10 protein-coding genes are annotated in these 16,578 nt (G+C 69.5%); 8 read left to right on the plus strand and 2 right to left on the minus strand.

The features are described 5' to 3' along the window. Positions 1 to 64 precede the first annotated feature (64 nt). From ACAM26_RS13390 to gloA, 7 genes are all read left to right on the plus strand, one after another. The gene (locus ACAM26_RS13390; RefSeq protein WP_062272803.1) at positions 65 to 982 is read left to right on the plus strand and encodes an ABC transporter permease subunit; all 918 of its coding nucleotides are present in this window, start codon (positions 65 to 67) and stop codon (positions 980 to 982) included. Next, entirely contained in the window at positions 979 to 1,791 is an 813-nt protein-coding gene (locus ACAM26_RS13395) for an ABC transporter permease subunit (protein ID WP_123141693.1), read from the plus strand. The genes ACAM26_RS13390 and ACAM26_RS13395 overlap by 4 nt, the downstream gene beginning before the upstream one ends. Before the next feature lie 162 nt (positions 1,792 to 1,953). After that, a complete protein-coding gene (locus tag ACAM26_RS13400; protein ID WP_369613887.1) occupies positions 1,954 to 4,113 on the plus strand; it encodes a methyl-accepting chemotaxis protein in 2,160 nt (719 codons plus the stop codon). Between the two features lie 203 nt (positions 4,114 to 4,316). Continuing rightward, positions 4,317 to 5,249, plus strand: a complete 933-nt coding sequence (locus ACAM26_RS13405) for a nitrate reductase (protein ID WP_369613888.1) — start codon at positions 4,317 to 4,319, stop codon at positions 5,247 to 5,249. Next, the gene (locus ACAM26_RS13410; protein WP_123141696.1) at positions 5,246 to 5,890 is read left to right on the plus strand and encodes a cytochrome b/b6 domain-containing protein; all 645 of its coding nucleotides are present in this window, start codon (positions 5,246 to 5,248) and stop codon (positions 5,888 to 5,890) included. Before ACAM26_RS13405 ends, ACAM26_RS13410 begins: the two co-directional genes overlap by 4 nt. Then, positions 5,887 to 8,061: a nitrite reductase gene (locus ACAM26_RS13415; RefSeq protein ID WP_369613889.1), complete on the plus strand. Its 2,175-nt coding sequence runs from the start codon at positions 5,887 to 5,889 to the stop codon at positions 8,059 to 8,061. The genes ACAM26_RS13410 and ACAM26_RS13415 overlap by 4 nt, the downstream gene beginning before the upstream one ends. A gap of 63 nt (positions 8,062 to 8,124) precedes the next feature. Beyond that, positions 8,125 to 8,520, plus strand: a complete 396-nt coding sequence (gene gloA / locus ACAM26_RS13420; RefSeq protein ID WP_369613890.1) for a lactoylglutathione lyase — start codon at positions 8,125 to 8,127, stop codon at positions 8,518 to 8,520. 189 nt (positions 8,521 to 8,709) lie between these two features. On the opposite strand, the gene ACAM26_RS13425 is transcribed toward gloA, so the two are convergent. Both ACAM26_RS13425 and ACAM26_RS13430 read right to left on the minus strand, forming a co-directional pair. Further along, a complete protein-coding gene (locus ACAM26_RS13425) occupies positions 8,710 to 9,057 on the minus strand; it encodes a hypothetical protein (protein WP_005223328.1) in 348 nt (115 codons plus the stop codon). A 73-nt stretch (positions 9,058 to 9,130) separates the two neighbouring features. Beyond that, positions 9,131 to 9,709: a phage tail protein gene (locus ACAM26_RS13430; RefSeq protein WP_369613891.1), complete on the minus strand. Its 579-nt coding sequence runs from the start codon at positions 9,707 to 9,709 to the stop codon at positions 9,131 to 9,133. 362 nt (positions 9,710 to 10,071) lie between these two features. Here ACAM26_RS13430 and ACAM26_RS13435 point away from each other — a divergent pair, with 362 nt between their 5' ends. After that, positions 10,072 to 16,575 (plus strand): DUF4347 domain-containing protein, encoded by a 6,504-nt coding sequence (locus tag ACAM26_RS13435; protein WP_369613892.1) that lies wholly within the window; start codon positions 10,072 to 10,074, stop codon positions 16,573 to 16,575. Positions 16,576 to 16,578: the final 3 nt, after the last annotated feature.

The following is a 16,578-nucleotide window of genomic DNA, read 5'->3' on the forward strand; positions in this document are numbered from 1 at the left end:
CGAGGCCCCAGCAACGCCAGCGCCTCTGGCCCAACCCGCTCAGGAACCACCCCGACACACCGCGATGCCCGCACCTCAAGACAACCCACCCGCACGCCGCCAGCGCCTCAGCCGCGTCGTCAACATCGGCCTGCCCTATCTGTGGCTCGGCGTGTTCTTCCTGCTGCCGCTGCTGATCGTGCTGCAGATCAGCGTCGCCGAGCCACGGCTCGGCCAGCCGCCCTACACCCCGCTGTGGGAGTGGCTCGAATCGGGCGTGCTGCAGATCCAGGTCAACCTGCAGAACTTCATGCTGGTGTGGGAAGACAGCATCTATCTGACCGCCTTCCTCAACTCGCTGTGGGTGGCGCTGGTCTGCACCCTGCTCTGTCTGCTGATCGGCTATCCGATGGCCTATGCCATCGCCACCGCGCCGCCGCGCTGGCGCATCCCGCTGCTGATGCTGGTGATCCTGCCGTTCTGGACCTCGTTTCTGATCCGGGTCTATGCCTGGATCGGCATCCTCAAGACCAACGGTCTGCTCAACCACCTGCTGCTCGCGCTCGGGGTGATCGACACCCCGCTCAACATCCTCCACACCCAGACCGCGGTCTATATCGGGGTGGTCTACTCCTATCTGCCGTTCATGATCCTGCCGCTCTACGCCAATCTCTCGCGCCTCGACCCGACCCTGCTCGAGGCCGCCGCCGATCTCGGCTGCCGGCCGCTGCGCGCCTTCGTGCGCGTCACCCTGCCGCTGTCGCTCGCCGGCATCGTCGCCGGCAGCATGCTGGTGTTCATCCCGGTGGTCGGCGAGTTCGTCATCCCCGACCTGCTCGGCGGCCCGGAGACGCTGATGGTCGGCAAGCTGCTGTGGACCGAGTTCTTCGGTAATAAGGACTGGCCGCTCGCCGCCGCCCTGGCGATCGTGCTGCTGGGGCTGCTGGTGGTGCCCTTCGTGCTGATGCAGCGTCTCGAGCGGCGCATGGAGGACAGCGCATGAGACGCCGTCGCTGGCCCCTGCTCAGCCTGCTCGCCTTCGGCTACGCCTTCCTCTACGTGCCGATCCTGTTGCTGATCGTCTACTCCTTCAACGAGTCGCGACTGGTGACGGTGTGGTCGGGTTTCTCGATCAAGTGGTATCGCGAGCTGCTGCACAACCAGCAGCTGCTCGAGGCGGCCTGGCTGAGCGTGCGCATCGCCGCGGTCAACGCCACCCTGGCGGTGGTGCTCGGCACCCTCGCGGCCAACGCCCTGGTGCGCCACGGCCGCTTCCGCGGCCGCAACGCCTTCGAGCTGCTGCTCACCGCGCCGCTGGTGATGCCCGATGTCATCATCGGTCTGTCGATGCTGCTGCTGTTCGTGGCCATGCAGCACGGCCTCGGCTGGCCCGACGGGCGCGGTTTCACCACCATCGCCATCGCCCACATCACCTTCTCCACCGCCTATGTCGCGGTGGTGGTGCGCACCCGTCTGGCACAGATGGACGCCTCGCTGGAGGAGGCGGCGATGGACCTCGGCGCGCGTCCGCTCACCGTCTATCTGCGCATCACCCTGCCGCTGATCGCCCCGGCGCTGCTCTCGGGTTGGCTGCTCGCCTTCACCCTCTCGCTCGATGATCTGGTGATCGCCAGCTTCGTCTCCGGCCCCGGCTCGACCACCCTGCCGATGGTGGTCTACTCGAGCGTGCGCATGGGCGTCTCGCCGCAGATCAACGCCCTCGCCACCCTGATCGTGGCCGTCGTCACCCTGGCGGTGATCATCGCCGGGGTGACCTCGCTGCGCGGTTCACGCACGCAACGCCGTCGTTGAGCGATGCCCGCCCCGACCGGGGCGGGTGCGATGCGCCCCGGTCCTGCCCCTGATCGCGGACCGGATGGCGTAGACACCCAATGGTTCACAGAGAGAATCTGGACGATCCTCTAGAGTTAGCCGGTTAGCCAGTTAGCCGGCTCGTCGACACAAGGAGCAAGAATGACCGACCAGCGCCCACCCCGCACCTCGATCCGAACCCTGCTGATCGTATTGCTCGCCGTCAGCGTCGGGGCCCTGGCCATCCTGGGTGGGGCCATCCTGTTCGCCAATACCGGAATGCGCGACAGTCGTGCCCAGCTCGTCGAGCTCTCGCGCGCCCAGACCCACCAGGGCAACATCCTCGGCGCCCTGCAGGCGCTGCTCACCCGCCAGACCGAGGTGCTCGCCAGCAGCGATGCCGAGCAACTCGAGGCCCTCACGCCACGCGCCCCGATCGCGCAACGGCTCGATCGCGGGATCTCGGCACTGCGCCGTGCCACCACCGACGCGGACGCGCCACTGCAATCACTCGAGACGGCACTGACCACCCTGCTCGACGCCGATGAGCGGGTCGCCGGCGAGATGCTGCGCATCCACCGGCTGCGCGCACAGCTCGCCGGCGTCGGCAACGACCTCGACCAGGCCTTTACCGCATTGCAGTCACACATCGCCGAGCTGGTCGAGGAGCTGGCCTTCCGCAACGCCAGCGCGCAGATCATGCTCACCCGCGCGCTGCGCGCGCCGACGGCCGATGACGCGGCGCTCAGGGAGGCGGCCAAGCGGCTGCTCGACGACCGGGTGCGACGCGCCGCCCGACTCGGCGGCGAGCTACAGATCCAGACCGCCCAGCTCGCCACCCTTGCCGGCCTGCTCGGCAGCGCCGAGCGCCATCAGGCGCTGATGAGCCTGCATGACAATCGCCTCGCCCCGGCACTCGAGCGTCTCCGGGTCACTCTCGATGAGTTGCGCACACTGCTCGATGATGCCGACACCGCCTCGCTCGGCGCCGAGCTGGCGCAGGATCTCGACGCCCTCGCCCGACGCATCAGCGCCGAGCAGGACTCCTTGTTGTCGCTGCGCGCGGCGCTGCTGCAGGCCCGTCAGACCCAGGGCGCGGCGCTTGCCGAGCAGCGCACCGCCACCGCGACCATGCACGACAGCCTCGCGGCGCTGGAGCAGAGCACCACCGCGGCTCAGCAGGCGGTGTTCGCCGACAGCGATCAGGAGATGCAGCACATCGCCCGCACCACCCTGACGATCAACCTCCTGGCCGTATTGCTGGTGCTCGCCATCGGCGTGGCCATCCTGCGCTCGGTGCTGCACCCGCTACGCGGCGCGATCGCGGCGATGCGCGACATCGGCGAGGGCGAGGGCGACCTCACCCGCCGTCTCGCCCACTCGCCGGTGCGCGAGATCGACCAGCTCGCCGACGCCTTCAACCGCTTTGCCGAGAAGATGCGCGCCCTGGTCGGCGAGGTCGCCACGGCCAGCGCCACCACCCTCGACCACACCCGCCAGACCGCCGAGATCGCCCAGCGCATCAGCGAACGCGCCGACGCCCATCACGGCGAGGCCGATCAGGTCGCCGCAGCGCTCAGTCAGCTCTCGAGCAGCACCGCCCAGGTCGCCGAAAGCAGCGAGCGCGCCACCGAGGCTGCCGATCGCGCCCAGCAACGAGCGAACGATGGCCGCGAGATCTCCGCCGACTCGCGTCAGGCGGTCGAGCACCTTGCCACCGAGGTTGCGGGCATGGCCGAGCAGTTGCGCCAGCTCGACGCCGATACCCGCGACGTCGATCAGGTGTTGACGGTGATCCACGCCATCGCCGAGCAGACCAACCTGCTTGCGCTCAACGCCGCGATCGAGGCGGCGCGCGCCGGCGAGGCCGGGCGCGGCTTCGCCGTCGTCGCCAACGAGGTCCGCACCCTGGCCACCCGCACCCAGCGCTCGACCACCGAGGTCGGCACCATCCTCGAGCGCGTCCGCGCCGACGCCCAGCAGCTGGCGCAGGGCGTCAGCACCAGCGAGGCGCGCGCCGAACAGGCCGTCGAGCGCACCCTCGCCGCCAGCACCCGCTTCGCCGAGATCGCCGACCTGATCGACACCATCCGCGCCCAGAGCGGCGAGATCGCCACCGCGGTCACCCAGCAATCGGCGGCGACCAACCAGCTCGACGGCCAGGCGCGCAACATCACCGACAGCGCCTCGCAGATGCGCAACGGTGCCCACGACGCGGCCCAGATCAGCGGCGATCTCGCGCGCCTGGCCGAGGGTCTGGCCGACACGGTCTCGCGCTTTCGCATCGAGGAGACGTCACACGCGTCCACCGAGCGACGATGATCTGTCGCAACCAATCGACGAATCCGCCTTCTAAGGGGGCGAGGGTTTGGGCATGCTGAGTCTCGGCGGCGCATCCCGATCCCTCGTCACCGGGACCGCCGACACGTCGCCCGGGTAACGCGGGCGCGACCTCGTCGCGATCGCGGCAGCAACGACGGGGCGTCGGACCGACGCCCGCACCGTCCGCCACCGACACAGAGATCATGACCCATCATTGCTCACGTCCCCGTCCAACCCGCTGGCTGGCGGGCGCCCTGCTCGCGCTCGTGACGAGCCTGCTCGCCCCCGTGGCGAGCGCCGTCGAGACCGCGCGCGATCATGAATGCCTGCGCTGTCACGCCATGTCGACCCTCGCCTATCGCGAGCCCGACAGCGGCGAGATCCGCAGCCTCGCGCTCGACCCACAGCGGCTCGATCACTCGGCACATGCCGAACTCGCCTGCAGCGACTGTCACGCCCGTGGCTATGGCCGCTATCCGCACCGCGCCCGGCTCGCCGACGAGCAGCTCGGCTGCGTCGAGTGTCACGCCGACGACCCGGCCGACGCCACCTACCGGCTCGATCGCATCGCCGAGGAGTTCGCCGCCAGCGTCCACGCCAGCTCCGATCACCACAAGCTGCGCCAGTTCGACTGTCACAGCTGTCACGATCCGCACGCCTTCCGCGCCTCCCAGGTCGGCGACGACCTCGGCGCCATCGTGCGGCGCGACAACCAGACCTGTCTCGACTGCCACCACCGGGTGACCGACCCGCTGCGCGGCTCGCACGCCTGGCTGCCGCAGCGCGACGCCCACTGGGCGGCGGTGCGCTGTATCGACTGCCACACCCCGACCACCCCCCAGGCCAGTCACCAGATCCTCGCCGCCGCCGACAGCAGCAAGCGCTGCGTGGCCTGTCACAGCCGCGACTCGCGACTGCGCGAGGGGCTCTATCGCTACCGCCTCGCCCAGGACCAGGCCGAGCACGGCTGGCTGACGAGCCTGGTGCGTAACGACGCCTATATCGTCGGCATGAGCCGCAGCCCGCTGCTCGACGCCCTGAGCCTCGCCATCCTCGCGCTGGTGGCGCTGGTCATCGCGCTGCACGGCTATGGCCGCTATCGCCTCGCCCGCCGCCGCAAGGAGAACGACCGATGAGCACATCCCCACTCTATCCACTGTGGCTGAGGGCCTGGCACTGGTACAACGCGGCGCTGTTCCTGGCGCTGATGGTCAGCGGCGTGAGCATGCACTACGCCGGCACCGACTGGCTGCTCGGCTTCAACCAGGCGGTGGCGATCCACAACGTCTCCGGGACATTGCTCGCGCTCGGCTGGATCGCCTTCGTCCTCGCCAACCTCAAGAGCGACAACGGCCGTCACTATCTGCCCCGGCCGCGCGGACTGGTGCGGGATCTCTGGGTGCAGGCGCGCTACTACGCCTACGGCATCTTCCGCGACGAGCCCCATCCCTTCCACGCCGGGCCGGCGGCCAAGTTCAACGTGCTCCAGCAACTGAGCTATCTCGGTGCCATGTACCTGCTGATGCCGCTCTTGATCCTCAGCGGTCTGGGCTTCCTGCTCTCGCCGCTGCTGCCCGAGACCCTGCTGGGCATCAGCACCCTGTGGCTGGTGGCGATGACCCATGTGCTCACCAGCTATCTGCTGGTGCTCTTCCTGCTCGTGCACGTCTACATCATCACCATCGGCGACAGCCTCACCGCCAATCTGCGCGCCATGCTCACCGGTGAGCACGGCACCTCCGACGACACCCAAGAGACCGATCGGCACGCGTCATGAAGCACGTACTCGCACCCCTACTCCAGACCAGACGCAGGCGCCTCCTGCTCGCCGGGGCGCTGGCGCTGCTCGCGCTCTATCTCGTCTACCGGCTGCTCTATCCGGTGCTGTTCGACGCCTACGTCGGCAAGATCAACGCGCCGCTGGACTACGCCAGCTCGCGTGCGCTCACCGACCAGGCGTTCGAGCGCATGGCACGCGACCTGACCGAGGAGGCGCGACGCGCGCGCGCCGCCGAGCGGGTCGAGGCCGAGGCCGAGTCGGCGTTCGCCCGCGAGGTGCGCATCGAGATATTGATGAACACCCCCTCGGTGGTCCGCGCCACCGAGCCGAGCCATATCAAGTACTTCCGCGAGGCCGGCATCCGTCGCTACGAGGGCCCCAAGACCTGTCTGCAGTGTCACGCCACCATCGAGGTCACCCACGGCGACGGCACCACCTCGGTGGTCGACACCCTCGACGACCTGGTCAACTCGGTGCACTTCAAGTTCCAGAGCGACTCGCCCGGCTTCTCGACCTACGGCTACGACGGGCGCGAGGTCAACGCCCCCGGCGAACGACCGATCCCGGTGGGCAAGATCAACCGCGCCTGCGGCATCCCCGGCAGCTTCTCCTGGACCGGCTGGGCGGCGTTGATCGAGAGCCGCCCGGAGCACGCCGGGGGCGAGGTGGTGCTGCGCAGCGAGGGCTGCGGCCAGTGTCACATCGGCGGCAACTACCAGCCGGCCACCGAGAAGATGATGCCGATCGGCGACGTCCCGACCGAGGCCAAGGCCGGGATCGACTGCCTGATCTGTCACGCCACCGACTACGACATGAACCAGCGCTATGTGATCGAGGACGCGCACGGCCTGCGCTGGAACCAGGACCGCAGCATGCGCGCCGCGCTCACCGTCGGCCCGGTCACCAGCAACAACTGTCTGCGCTGTCACCAGCACAACATGGGCGGCGACGCCTATCACGCCAACCAAGCCGCCCAGGCACTCGGCGAGCGTCACCAGCGCCTGCTCCACCAGGGCGCCAAGCGCGGCAACCCCTTCAGCCCCGAGGCCGACGTCCACGCCGCCGCCGGCATCCAGTGCACCGACTGCCACGTCCCCGAGGGTCACAAGATCCCGCGCGGGCGCTTCGGTGTCGACCTGGTCGCCAACGACCTGCCCGACAAAGAGGTCGCCTGCGAGGGCTGTCACAGCCGCGCGCCGCACAACGCCTCCGAGCACAAGGCGCTGCTCAACGGCCATATCGACCGCCTCGCCTGCGAGACCTGTCACATCACCGCGCTCGAGGACAACAACGTGGTGCTGCGCGACTGGGTCCACCCGACCTGGAACGCCGAGGAAGGCATCTACGAGCCGACCGACATCTACCGCTCTGGCGCGCCCGGCAAGGGCTTTACCTATCTGTGGTTCAACGGCAACGGCACCTTCCTCGCCAACGCCCTCGGCAGCAACCCCGATGGCGACGGCAGCTACGACCCGCTGATGGCGCAGATCACCCGCATCGACGACCCCGAGGTCATCGCCGCAGTGCGCGCCAGGGCCGAGGCGCTCAAGGCCGACTATCCCGAGATCGACGTCGAGGCCTATGTCCGCGCCGCCACCGATCCGCTCTCCCAGCTCACCCCCGAGCTGCTCGCGCAGCGGCGCGCGATGATCGAGCGCAACCTGCGCCCGGTGATGGAAGGCGGCAAGAGCCGCATCTATCCGTTCAAGCTGTTCAACGCGATGATGTACGAGGACACCGCCAACCAGGGTCCGTTCGGCGCCATGATCCTGCCCTTCGACTACGCCACCTACTACGCCACCGGCGACAGTCGCGCGGCGGTTGTGCAGGCGCTGCGCGACCCCATCGTCCAGCGCATGTACCAGACCCCGTTCAAGGTCTACATGATGGACGAGTTCATGGCCTACTTCGGCGTGCTCGATGGCTGGACGGCGAACTATCCGCTCGACGAGACCGGCCGGCTCGGCCCCCAGGTCGAACCGCACTGGATGCGCCAGATGGGTACCCTGATGGTCAACCACGGCATCCAGCGCGAGGCCCACGGCTGCGCCGACTGTCACGCCCCGGACGGGATCATGGACTTCCGCGCGCTCGGCTACGGCGAGCGCCGCGCCGCCGAGCTCGAACAGCTCGACGGGCTCGACCTCGGACGCATCGACGAGCACTGACAGGGACCCTTTCCACCACCAACGATCGACGGGCCGCCACCGGGCGGCCCCGAGGAGACCCCCATGCGACTGCTGCACACCATGCTGCGCACCGGCAACCTGCAACGCGCCATCGACTTCTACACCCAGGTCCTCGGCATGCGGCTGCTGCGCCAGAAGGACTATCCCGAGGGCGAGTTCACCCTCGCCTTCCTCGGCTACGGCGACGAGTCCGACCACACCGTGCTCGAACTCACCTACAACTGGGGCGTCGAGCACTACGACCTCGGCAACGGCTACGGCCACATCGCCATCGAGGTCGAGGACGCCCAGGCCGCCACCGCCCGCATCCGCGCGCAGGGCGGCAAGATCCTCCGCGAGGCCGGCCCGATGAACGCCGGCACCACCATCATCGCCTTCGTCGAGGACCCCGACGGCTACCCGATCGAGCTGATCCAGGCCGGTCAGGCGATCGGCTGAACCTCCCCCGCCGGCGATCGACCACGCACTGCCCGACCGCGCAACCCATTGAGTGACATCGCGGCCCAGCAGCGCCGTTTCCCTTTGTCGGCCAGGATGTTACAGAACGCGTCACGAGTGAGCTCGGGGCACAGCAACCCCGGCGATCCGACGGATCGCCGGGGCGGTGGCTACGACGCCATCAGTGGCTCAGGTGAAGGTCGCCGACCACAGCTGTGCCGGTCGGTCGTGGTAGCGCCCGACGTCGCCGACGTTGGGACCGATGAACACCCCCTCGATCAACCCCAGGGTGGCATGACGCAGGTTCATCATCAGGTGACAGGCGGTGGGCAGCACGCCCGGTGGCCCGAGGAAGGTGAGCCGGAAGGGACGACGCTCACTGCCGCTGAACAGCGGCGCCTCGCCCTCGTGCACCTCGACCAGGGTGAGCGGCAACGCGCCGCCCATGGTCTCGAGCTGGAAGGGATGGCCGACCTTGTCGCGAAAGTGGTCGGCGCGGAGCATGTAGAGACTGCTGGGGGCGGCCTGCTCGGACATGGCGGATCCTCGCGGGAGACGGGCACCAGGCTGTGCCCGGTGAGATGGACGAGACGATTGCGGCGCATGCCGATCAGCTACGCGGCGGATAGGTCCCGTCGAGCGCGATCGAGAAATTGATCGCCAGACAGGGGCCGCGCACCGGCACGGCCTGCCCACCCCCGGGCTGCGTCGCTGTTGCCGTGAAGGGCTTGAGGGTGGTGTCGGCCGTGCCGGTCGAATAGGTCCTGGCGTCGATGGCGGTGAGACCTGCGACCCCGGCGGTCTTTGCCAGGACGCGATTCGGACCCGGCGCACCCTCACCGCCGTCGCCACTCTGGGCGGGGATCGCGACCTCCACCTGAGGGTAGCCCGAGGGCAGATTGGCGATGCCGAGGAAAACGTCCTCGCTTCCCGCCTGCTGGCCTATCGGGAGCAAGGTCAGTCCCGACCCGGCGCCGAAACCCACGGGCGCGCGACCGCGCAGATCAGGCAGCGCGAATGTCGTCTGACCGTTTCCCCCGTAGTAATTCGACAACAACGAGAACAAGGCTGAGTTCTGCGCGGGGGACATCATCTGCCCCTCGCACAACGAGAAGTCGCGTGGCGCGTAGTTGAATCCGAACAGCGCGATCTCTCCGATGAAAGGGTCCACCATGACGGCCTCCTGCATTGCTGTCTGTGATCGTTGCCCATGAGACGGGCAGTCCAGGACGAACGGAGGACGTGCTGCGCCACCGCTCGGGATTGGGGATCGATACGACGGGCATCCTTGAGCAGGAAAGCTTGGGCGTACACGATCCGATATCAAGCCAATCCCTCGCTTCGTGCGGGATGTCGGCGCTCGCGCTGCACGGTCTGCGAGAAACATCCGCACATCATCCATGAAACCCTGCTCACTCTCGCCCCCTTCCCCCACGCAGAAAAGCCCCAATAAAACAACCTCATCGCTGCAGTATCCACGCGACACCCACGCCCTCACCCCGACACAGGGGACAGGGCGGTCATTCCAGTTCGTGCCAGGGAGATCTCCCGATGCCGACGGTCGCAGCACAGAAGGAGTTGTTCGAGAGCGGATCATCTAACCGACTGACCCGAGGTCGCTATCCACCCGGTCGCGGCCTGTCGGAGACACTGCTCGTCGATCCCGGGGTGGCGCGGTCCGAGTGGTTGCTCGATGGACTCGCGCGCCCGATACGGGTGCACCGACTCAGCTCGGGACGCCCCCCCCTGGCGCAGATCGCCGAGGCGATCGACGGACCTCGACCCATCGACAGGCTGCACATCCTGTCGCACGGCGAGCCCAGCGTGCTGTGGATCGGCGGAGCGCGCGTGGATCGCGAGGCCCTTGAGGCATCCCCCCGGACACTCGCCCGGATCCGGCGCGCGCTCGCCGCGCACGCCGAGGTCGTGCTCTACGGTTGCGCGGTCGCCGCCGGCGCACGCGGGCGCGCACTGATCGAGACCCTCGAGACCGCACTCGGGGTGCCTGTCCACGCCGCCACCACCCCGGTCGGCGAGCACGCCCGGGGCGGTAGCTGGGGCGCCTTCCCCGCGCCGCTCTCGGCCTTCGGCGACCATGCCTGCGCCCGCTTCCCGGGCCTGCTCGGGATCAGCAGCGAGAACTTCGACAGCGCCGGACTGGTCTTTGTTACCAATACATCAACCACTGTAGGTGACTGGACACTATCGGTACCGGAGGCCTCATCTACTCAGTTCGCCACACCGAATAAAGCTGATCAGGTGTTCAGTCTCAATAACGATGAAGGAGCGGGTGATCGTTGCTTTGTCTGGAATCTTCCAGCGAATGAAATTACCAGTTTCACCTTGAAGTCCACCGATGGCACGGACTTCGACCTCCAAGGTTTCGACTTTGGTTCCAGTTCTGGTTCCAGCACCACGGTCACCATCAGCGGCTATCGCGACAATAACGAGGTGGTTGCCGGGGAGGTGGTCGACCTGACCACGGGTGACAGCAGCGGCAACATCACCTACAGCTTCACGGAAACGAGTGCGACTGGCAGTTACGGCACCCTGACCTTCGGCGCCGCCTTCGACCGGGTCGACGAGATCCGCTTCTCCTTCTCCGCCAAGGCGACCCCGGAGATCGACAACATCGCCATCGCCCAGGTCCCCTCCAACACCGCCCCGGTCACCACCCTGCCGGCGACCCCGAGCATCGCCGAGGACAGCGGCGCCAACGCCATCGCGGGCCTCTCGATCGCCGACGACGACAGCGACGACCAGAGCGTCACCCTCACCGCGAGCAATGGCACCATCGCGCTGACCGCCAACGGCGGCGCCACGGTGACCGACAACGACGGCAGCGACGGCACCCTCGCCTTCAACGGCACCCTCGCCCAGGTCAACGCCGCGCTCGGCAACCTCACCTTCACCCCGAGCGCCGACTTCGCCGGCAACGCCGGCCTCCGGGTGCAGACCGACGACGGCAACGGCGGCAGCGACGACGACACCCTCAGCATCACCGTCACCGCGGTCAACGACGCCCCGAGCTTCAGCGCCGGCGCCACCCTCGGCACGGTCGCCGAGGACAGCACCGACCCCGCCGGGGCGACGGTGTCGAGCCTGATGGGCGCCGTCTTCACCGACACCGCCGACAGCGACGCCCTCGCCGGCATCGTGATCGGCGCCGACGCCGCCAATGGCGTCAGCGAGGGACGCTGGCAGTACTCGACCGACAACGGCTCGACTTGGTACGACGTCGGCACCGTCTCGACCAGTGCCGGACTGCTGCTCGACACCTCGGCCAAGCTGCGCTTCGTACCGGTGGCCGACTACAACGGCAGCCCGGGCGCGCTCACCGTCTTCGCCGTCGACGACTCCTCGGCGACCACCTTCACCAGCGGCTCCACCCGGCAGACCTTCGACACCACCAGCGACGACGCCACCTCCAGGGTCTCGGCCAGCGGCGTCGCCCTGGGCACCACGATCAGCGCCGTCAATGACGCCCCCACGGTCAGCGCGCCGGGCAGCGCGCTCGCCCATACCGAGGGCACCCCGCTGGCGATCCAGGGCACCGGTTTCAGTGTGAGCGACCCCGACGCCGCCGCCGGTACCCTCACCGCGACCCTCGCCGCCGCCGAGGGCACCCTGAGCGTCGCGGTCGGCGACTCCGGCGCGAGCATCGGCAGCGGCAACGGCAGCGGCACCGTCGTCCTCACCGGCACGCTCGCCCAGCTCGACGCGCTGCTCACCGGCGGCGGGACCGGCACCATCGCCTACTCCGCCGTGGACGCCCCCAGCGCCTCGACCACCCTCACCCTCACCGTCAACGACGGCGGCAACACCGGCAGCGACCCCGGCACCAGCGGCGACGGCGCGAGCGAGCAGGGCAGCAACAGCGTCACCATCGACATCACCGCCACCAACGACGACCCCACGCTCAGCGGCCTGCCGAGCGATCTCGACGTCAGCGAGGACACCGCCAGCAACCTCGACCTCTCGGCGGCGACCTTCGCCGATGCCGACGCCGGGGCCGGGCAGGTCACCCTCAGTCTCGGCGTCGACACCGGCACCCTCGCCGCCAGCAGCGGCGGCGGGGTCGTCATCGGCGGCAGCGGCACCACCACCCTGACCCTGAGCGGCACCGCCGCCGCCATCGACACCTATCTCGACACCGCGAGCAACATCCAGTACACCAGTGCCGCCGATGCCAACGGCAATGACGCCGCCACCCTCACGCTGAGCGCCAACGACGGCGGCAACACTGGCAGCGGCGGCGGCACCACCGTCGCCCTGGGGACGGCCAACCTCGACATCGCCGACACCCCGGACATCACCTCGGCGACCTACGACGCCGCCACCGATCAACTGGTGGTCACCGGCAACGGCTTCGCCACCGGTGGCGGCGCCGGCGACGACATCGACGTCTCCAGGCTCACCCTCACCGGCGAGGGCGGCGCGACCTACACCCTCGCCACCTCGGCCGACGTCGACATCGACTCCGCTACCCAGTTCACCGTCGCCCTGAGCGGGATGGACGTCCCCAACGTCGAGGCCCTGCTCAACCAGGACGGCACCACCTCGGCGACCAGCACGACCAGCTATGCGCTCGCCGCCGCCGACGACTTCAACACCCCTGTGAGCGCCGGTGACACCAGTGACAGCGCCGGCGTCACCGTCAGCAACCATGCCGCGCCCGCGCTCAGCTCGGCGACCTACGACTGGTCGACCGGGGTGCTGACGCTGACCGGCACCAGCCTGGTGGTCGCCAGCGGCGCGACCAACGACATCGACGCCTCGACCATCACCCTCACCGGCAGCGGCGGCGCGAGCCATACCCTCACCGACACCAGTGACGTCGAGGTCAGCTCGGCGACCACCGCCAACCTCACCCTCAGCGCCACCGACCAGCTCGCAGTCCGCGGCCTGCTCAACAAGGACGGCACCCAGGCCGGCGATACCACCACCTACAACATCGCCGTGGCCGATAACTGGGTCGCCGGAGCGCCGGCGGCCGCCGACATCGCCGACACCACCGGCAACGCGGTCACGGTCGGCAACGTCGCCGCACCGACCATCACCGCGGCGAGCTACGACGCCGACACCGGGGTGCTGACGGTGACCGGGAGCAACTTCGTGGCCGCCAGCGGCGCGGCCAACGACGTCGATCTCTCGACGCTGACGATCACCGGCGGCAACGCGGCGAGCCACACCCTGACCACCGCCACCGATGTCGAACTCGACTCGGCCACCCAGTTCTCCGTCACCCTCTCGGGGGCCGATCGCACCGCGGTCGACGCCCTGCTCGACCAGCTCGGCACCAGCTCGAGCTTCGGCACCACCTACAATCTCGCCGCCGCCGACGACTGGCTCACCGGTGCCGACCCCGGCGCCGACATCAGCGATACCACCGGCAACGCGATCACCGTGGCCGTGGCCCCCAAGCTCACCAGCGCCACCTATGACGCCGCCACCGGCACCCTGGTGGTCACCGCCACCAATATCCAGGCCAACGGCGGCGGCGCGGACATCGATGCCAGCGCCCTCACCCTCACCGGCGCGGGCGGGACGGGCTATACCCTGACCGACACCATGGACGTCGAGCGCACCTCGGCCACCCAGTTCACCCTGACGCTGAGCGCCACCGATCGCGCCGGGGTCGGGCCGCTGCTCAACAGCGACGGCACCACATCGACCGGGGGCACGACCTACAACCTCGCCGCCGCCGATGACTGGAACACCGCGGTGAGCGCCGGCGACAGCAGTGATGCCACCGGCAACGGCCTCACCGTCAGCAATGTACCGATCCCGACGCTGACCTCGGCGACCTATGACGCGAGCAACGGCACGCTGGTGGTCACCGGCAGCGGGCTGCTCGCCCGCGGCGGGGCGGCCAACGACATCGACGCCTCCCGGCTCACGCTCGTCGGCGAGGGCGGCGCGACCTATACCCTCACCGACACCGCCGACGTGGAGCTGACCTCGGCGACCGGCTTCACGCTGACGCTGAGCGCCAACGACCGCGCCGGGGTCGGGCCGCTGCTCAACCAGGACGGTACCAGCGCGACCGGGGGCACGACCTACAACCTCGCCGCCGCCGAGGACTGGGCCGCCGGCGCGGCGGCGGCGGTGACCGATGCCGACCTCACCGCCAACCCCGTCACCGTGGCCAATGTCCCGGCGCCGACCATCACCAGCGCCACCTACGACCCGGCCAGCGGCCTCCTGGTGGTCACCGCAACAGGGTTGCCGAGCGCGGCGGGCGCGGCCAACGACATCGATCTGTCGCAGCTGACCGTCACCGGCGCCGGCGGCGCAACCCATACCCTCACCACCACCACCGATGTCGAGATCGATTCGGCCACCCGCTTCAGCGCCACCCTCGGCGGCACCGACAAGAGCGCGGTCGACGCCCTGCTCGATCAGGCCGGCACCCAGGCCGCCGATACCACCGTCTACAACCTCGCCGCCGCCGAGGACTGGGCCAGCGGCGCGGCGGCGGCGGTGACCATTGCCGATCTCACCGCCAACCCGATCACCGTCGCCGCCGTCAGCAGCGGCGGTGGCGGCGGCGGTTCGACCCCGGAGACGGGCGATGACCTGTTCAGCGGCGACGATGGCTCGGTGATCGACGGCGGCGGGGTCGACACCGGGCTCAACCCCACCACGGACTTCACCGACACCACCCTCGACGGCGCCCCGGTGACCACCGGCACCACCACCGACAGTCGCACCGGCGAATCTGTCGCGGTGGTGGTCAGCGACCCGAGCGCCCCGGGCGAGCGCACCGACGTCGACCCGAGCAGCCCGGAGGTCGACATCCCGGTCGGGGGCGTGAAGGTGAGCAAGCCCGAGTCGCTCGGGCTGATCGCCACCAGCCGGGTGAGCACCGAGCGCAGCGCGCTCGAGACCCTCACCGGCGGCGACGACGCCGCAGCCGACCCCGAGGAGGCGGCCGGACGTGCGGCGCTGATCGATTCGCTGGAGTCGCGCGCCGCCGGCGGCGGCGTCGAGGTGGTGCAGGTCACCCCGGTGTGGCCGAGCGAGGGGGGCACGGGGGATGCCCCGCTGCGCCTGACCATCGACCTCGGCGACGGCAGTGGCAGCGACGCCCGCCCGATCCTGGTGGTGGTTGACACCAGCGCGCTCTACGATGCCGCGGGCGCCCCCCTGGGGCCGGTCGAGATCGTCGTCGCCGGCGCCGGCACCCTGGTGGTGCGCGGGCCCGGCAGCTTCCGCGGCGACGACGGCGACGCGGGCCCGGACGTCGACATCGTCCAGGGCGACGGCAGCGCCCAGGTGCTCTTCTTCGGCCCCGACGACGACATCATCCGCGGCGGTGGCGGCGACGACACCCTCGGTTCGGCCGGCGGGCGCGACCGCCTCTTCGGCGATGGCGGCGACGACCGGCTCGACGGCGGACTCGGCGCCGATATCCTCGTCGGCGGCAGCGGCAACGACCAGCTTGCTGGCGGCTTTGGCGCCGACACCGCCGAGGTCGCCGCCACCATGACCGAGCTGACGCTGACGCGCGCGGCCGACGGCTCGGCCACCCTGCTCGGCCCCACCGGCACCGATACCCTCGGCGCCGATGTCGAGCTGCTGGTCAGCACCGCCGATGGCGCCATCACCCTGGTGCAGACCTTCTCGGCGGCGCGCCAGTTCACCGACGGCAACGCCTTCGACGCGAGCTTCTATCTCGCCGAGAACCCGGACGTCGCCGCCGCCGTCGCCGCCGGCACCTTCGCCACCGCCCTGGACCACTTCCAGCAATGGGGCATCGCCGAGGGGCGCGCACCGCACGCGCTCTGGGACGGCGAGGACTACCTCGCCGACAACCCCGACGTCGCCGCCGCCGTCGCCGCCGGCACCTTCGCCTCGGCCGTCGAGCACTACTGGTCCTACGGCGCCGACGAGAACCGCGCCCCCGGCCCCTGGTTCGACACCGCCGCCTATCTCGCGGCCAACCCCGACGTCGCCGCCGCCGGGCTCGACGCCACCTCGCACTTCGTCCTCTGGGGCGCGGCCGAGGGACGACTCGGCACCGTTGCCGACACCGCGCTGCTGCTCGCCTGAGCC

The organism is Marichromatium sp. PS1, from assembly GCF_041155115.1.
Lineage (GTDB): Bacteria > Pseudomonadota > Gammaproteobacteria > Chromatiales > Chromatiaceae > Marichromatium > Marichromatium gracile.

Excerpts from the sequence above, each read along its gene's own strand:
- ACAM26_RS13410 (WP_123141696.1), top strand. The coding sequence starts at position 5,246 with ATGAGCACATCCCCACTCTATCCACTGTGGCTGAGGGCCTGGCACTGG.
- ACAM26_RS13405 (WP_369613888.1), top strand. The coding sequence starts at position 4,317 with ATGACCCATCATTGCTCACGTCCCCGTCCAACCCGCTGGCTGGCGGGC.
- ACAM26_RS13425 (WP_005223328.1), bottom strand. The coding sequence starts at position 9,057 with ATGTCCGAGCAGGCCGCCCCCAGCAGTCTCTACATGCTCCGCGCCGAC.
- ACAM26_RS13390 (WP_062272803.1), top strand. The coding sequence starts at position 65 with ATGCCCGCACCTCAAGACAACCCACCCGCACGCCGCCAGCGCCTCAGC.
- ACAM26_RS13415 (WP_369613889.1), top strand. The coding sequence starts at position 5,887 with ATGAAGCACGTACTCGCACCCCTACTCCAGACCAGACGCAGGCGCCTC.
- ACAM26_RS13400 (WP_369613887.1), top strand. The coding sequence starts at position 1,954 with ATGACCGACCAGCGCCCACCCCGCACCTCGATCCGAACCCTGCTGATC.
- gloA (WP_369613890.1), top strand. The coding sequence starts at position 8,125 with ATGCGACTGCTGCACACCATGCTGCGCACCGGCAACCTGCAACGCGCC.
- ACAM26_RS13395 (WP_123141693.1), top strand. The coding sequence starts at position 979 with ATGAGACGCCGTCGCTGGCCCCTGCTCAGCCTGCTCGCCTTCGGCTAC.
- ACAM26_RS13430 (WP_369613891.1), bottom strand. The coding sequence starts at position 9,709 with ATGCAGGAGGCCGTCATGGTGGACCCTTTCATCGGAGAGATCGCGCTG.
- ACAM26_RS13435 (WP_369613892.1), top strand. The coding sequence starts at position 10,072 with ATGCCGACGGTCGCAGCACAGAAGGAGTTGTTCGAGAGCGGATCATCT.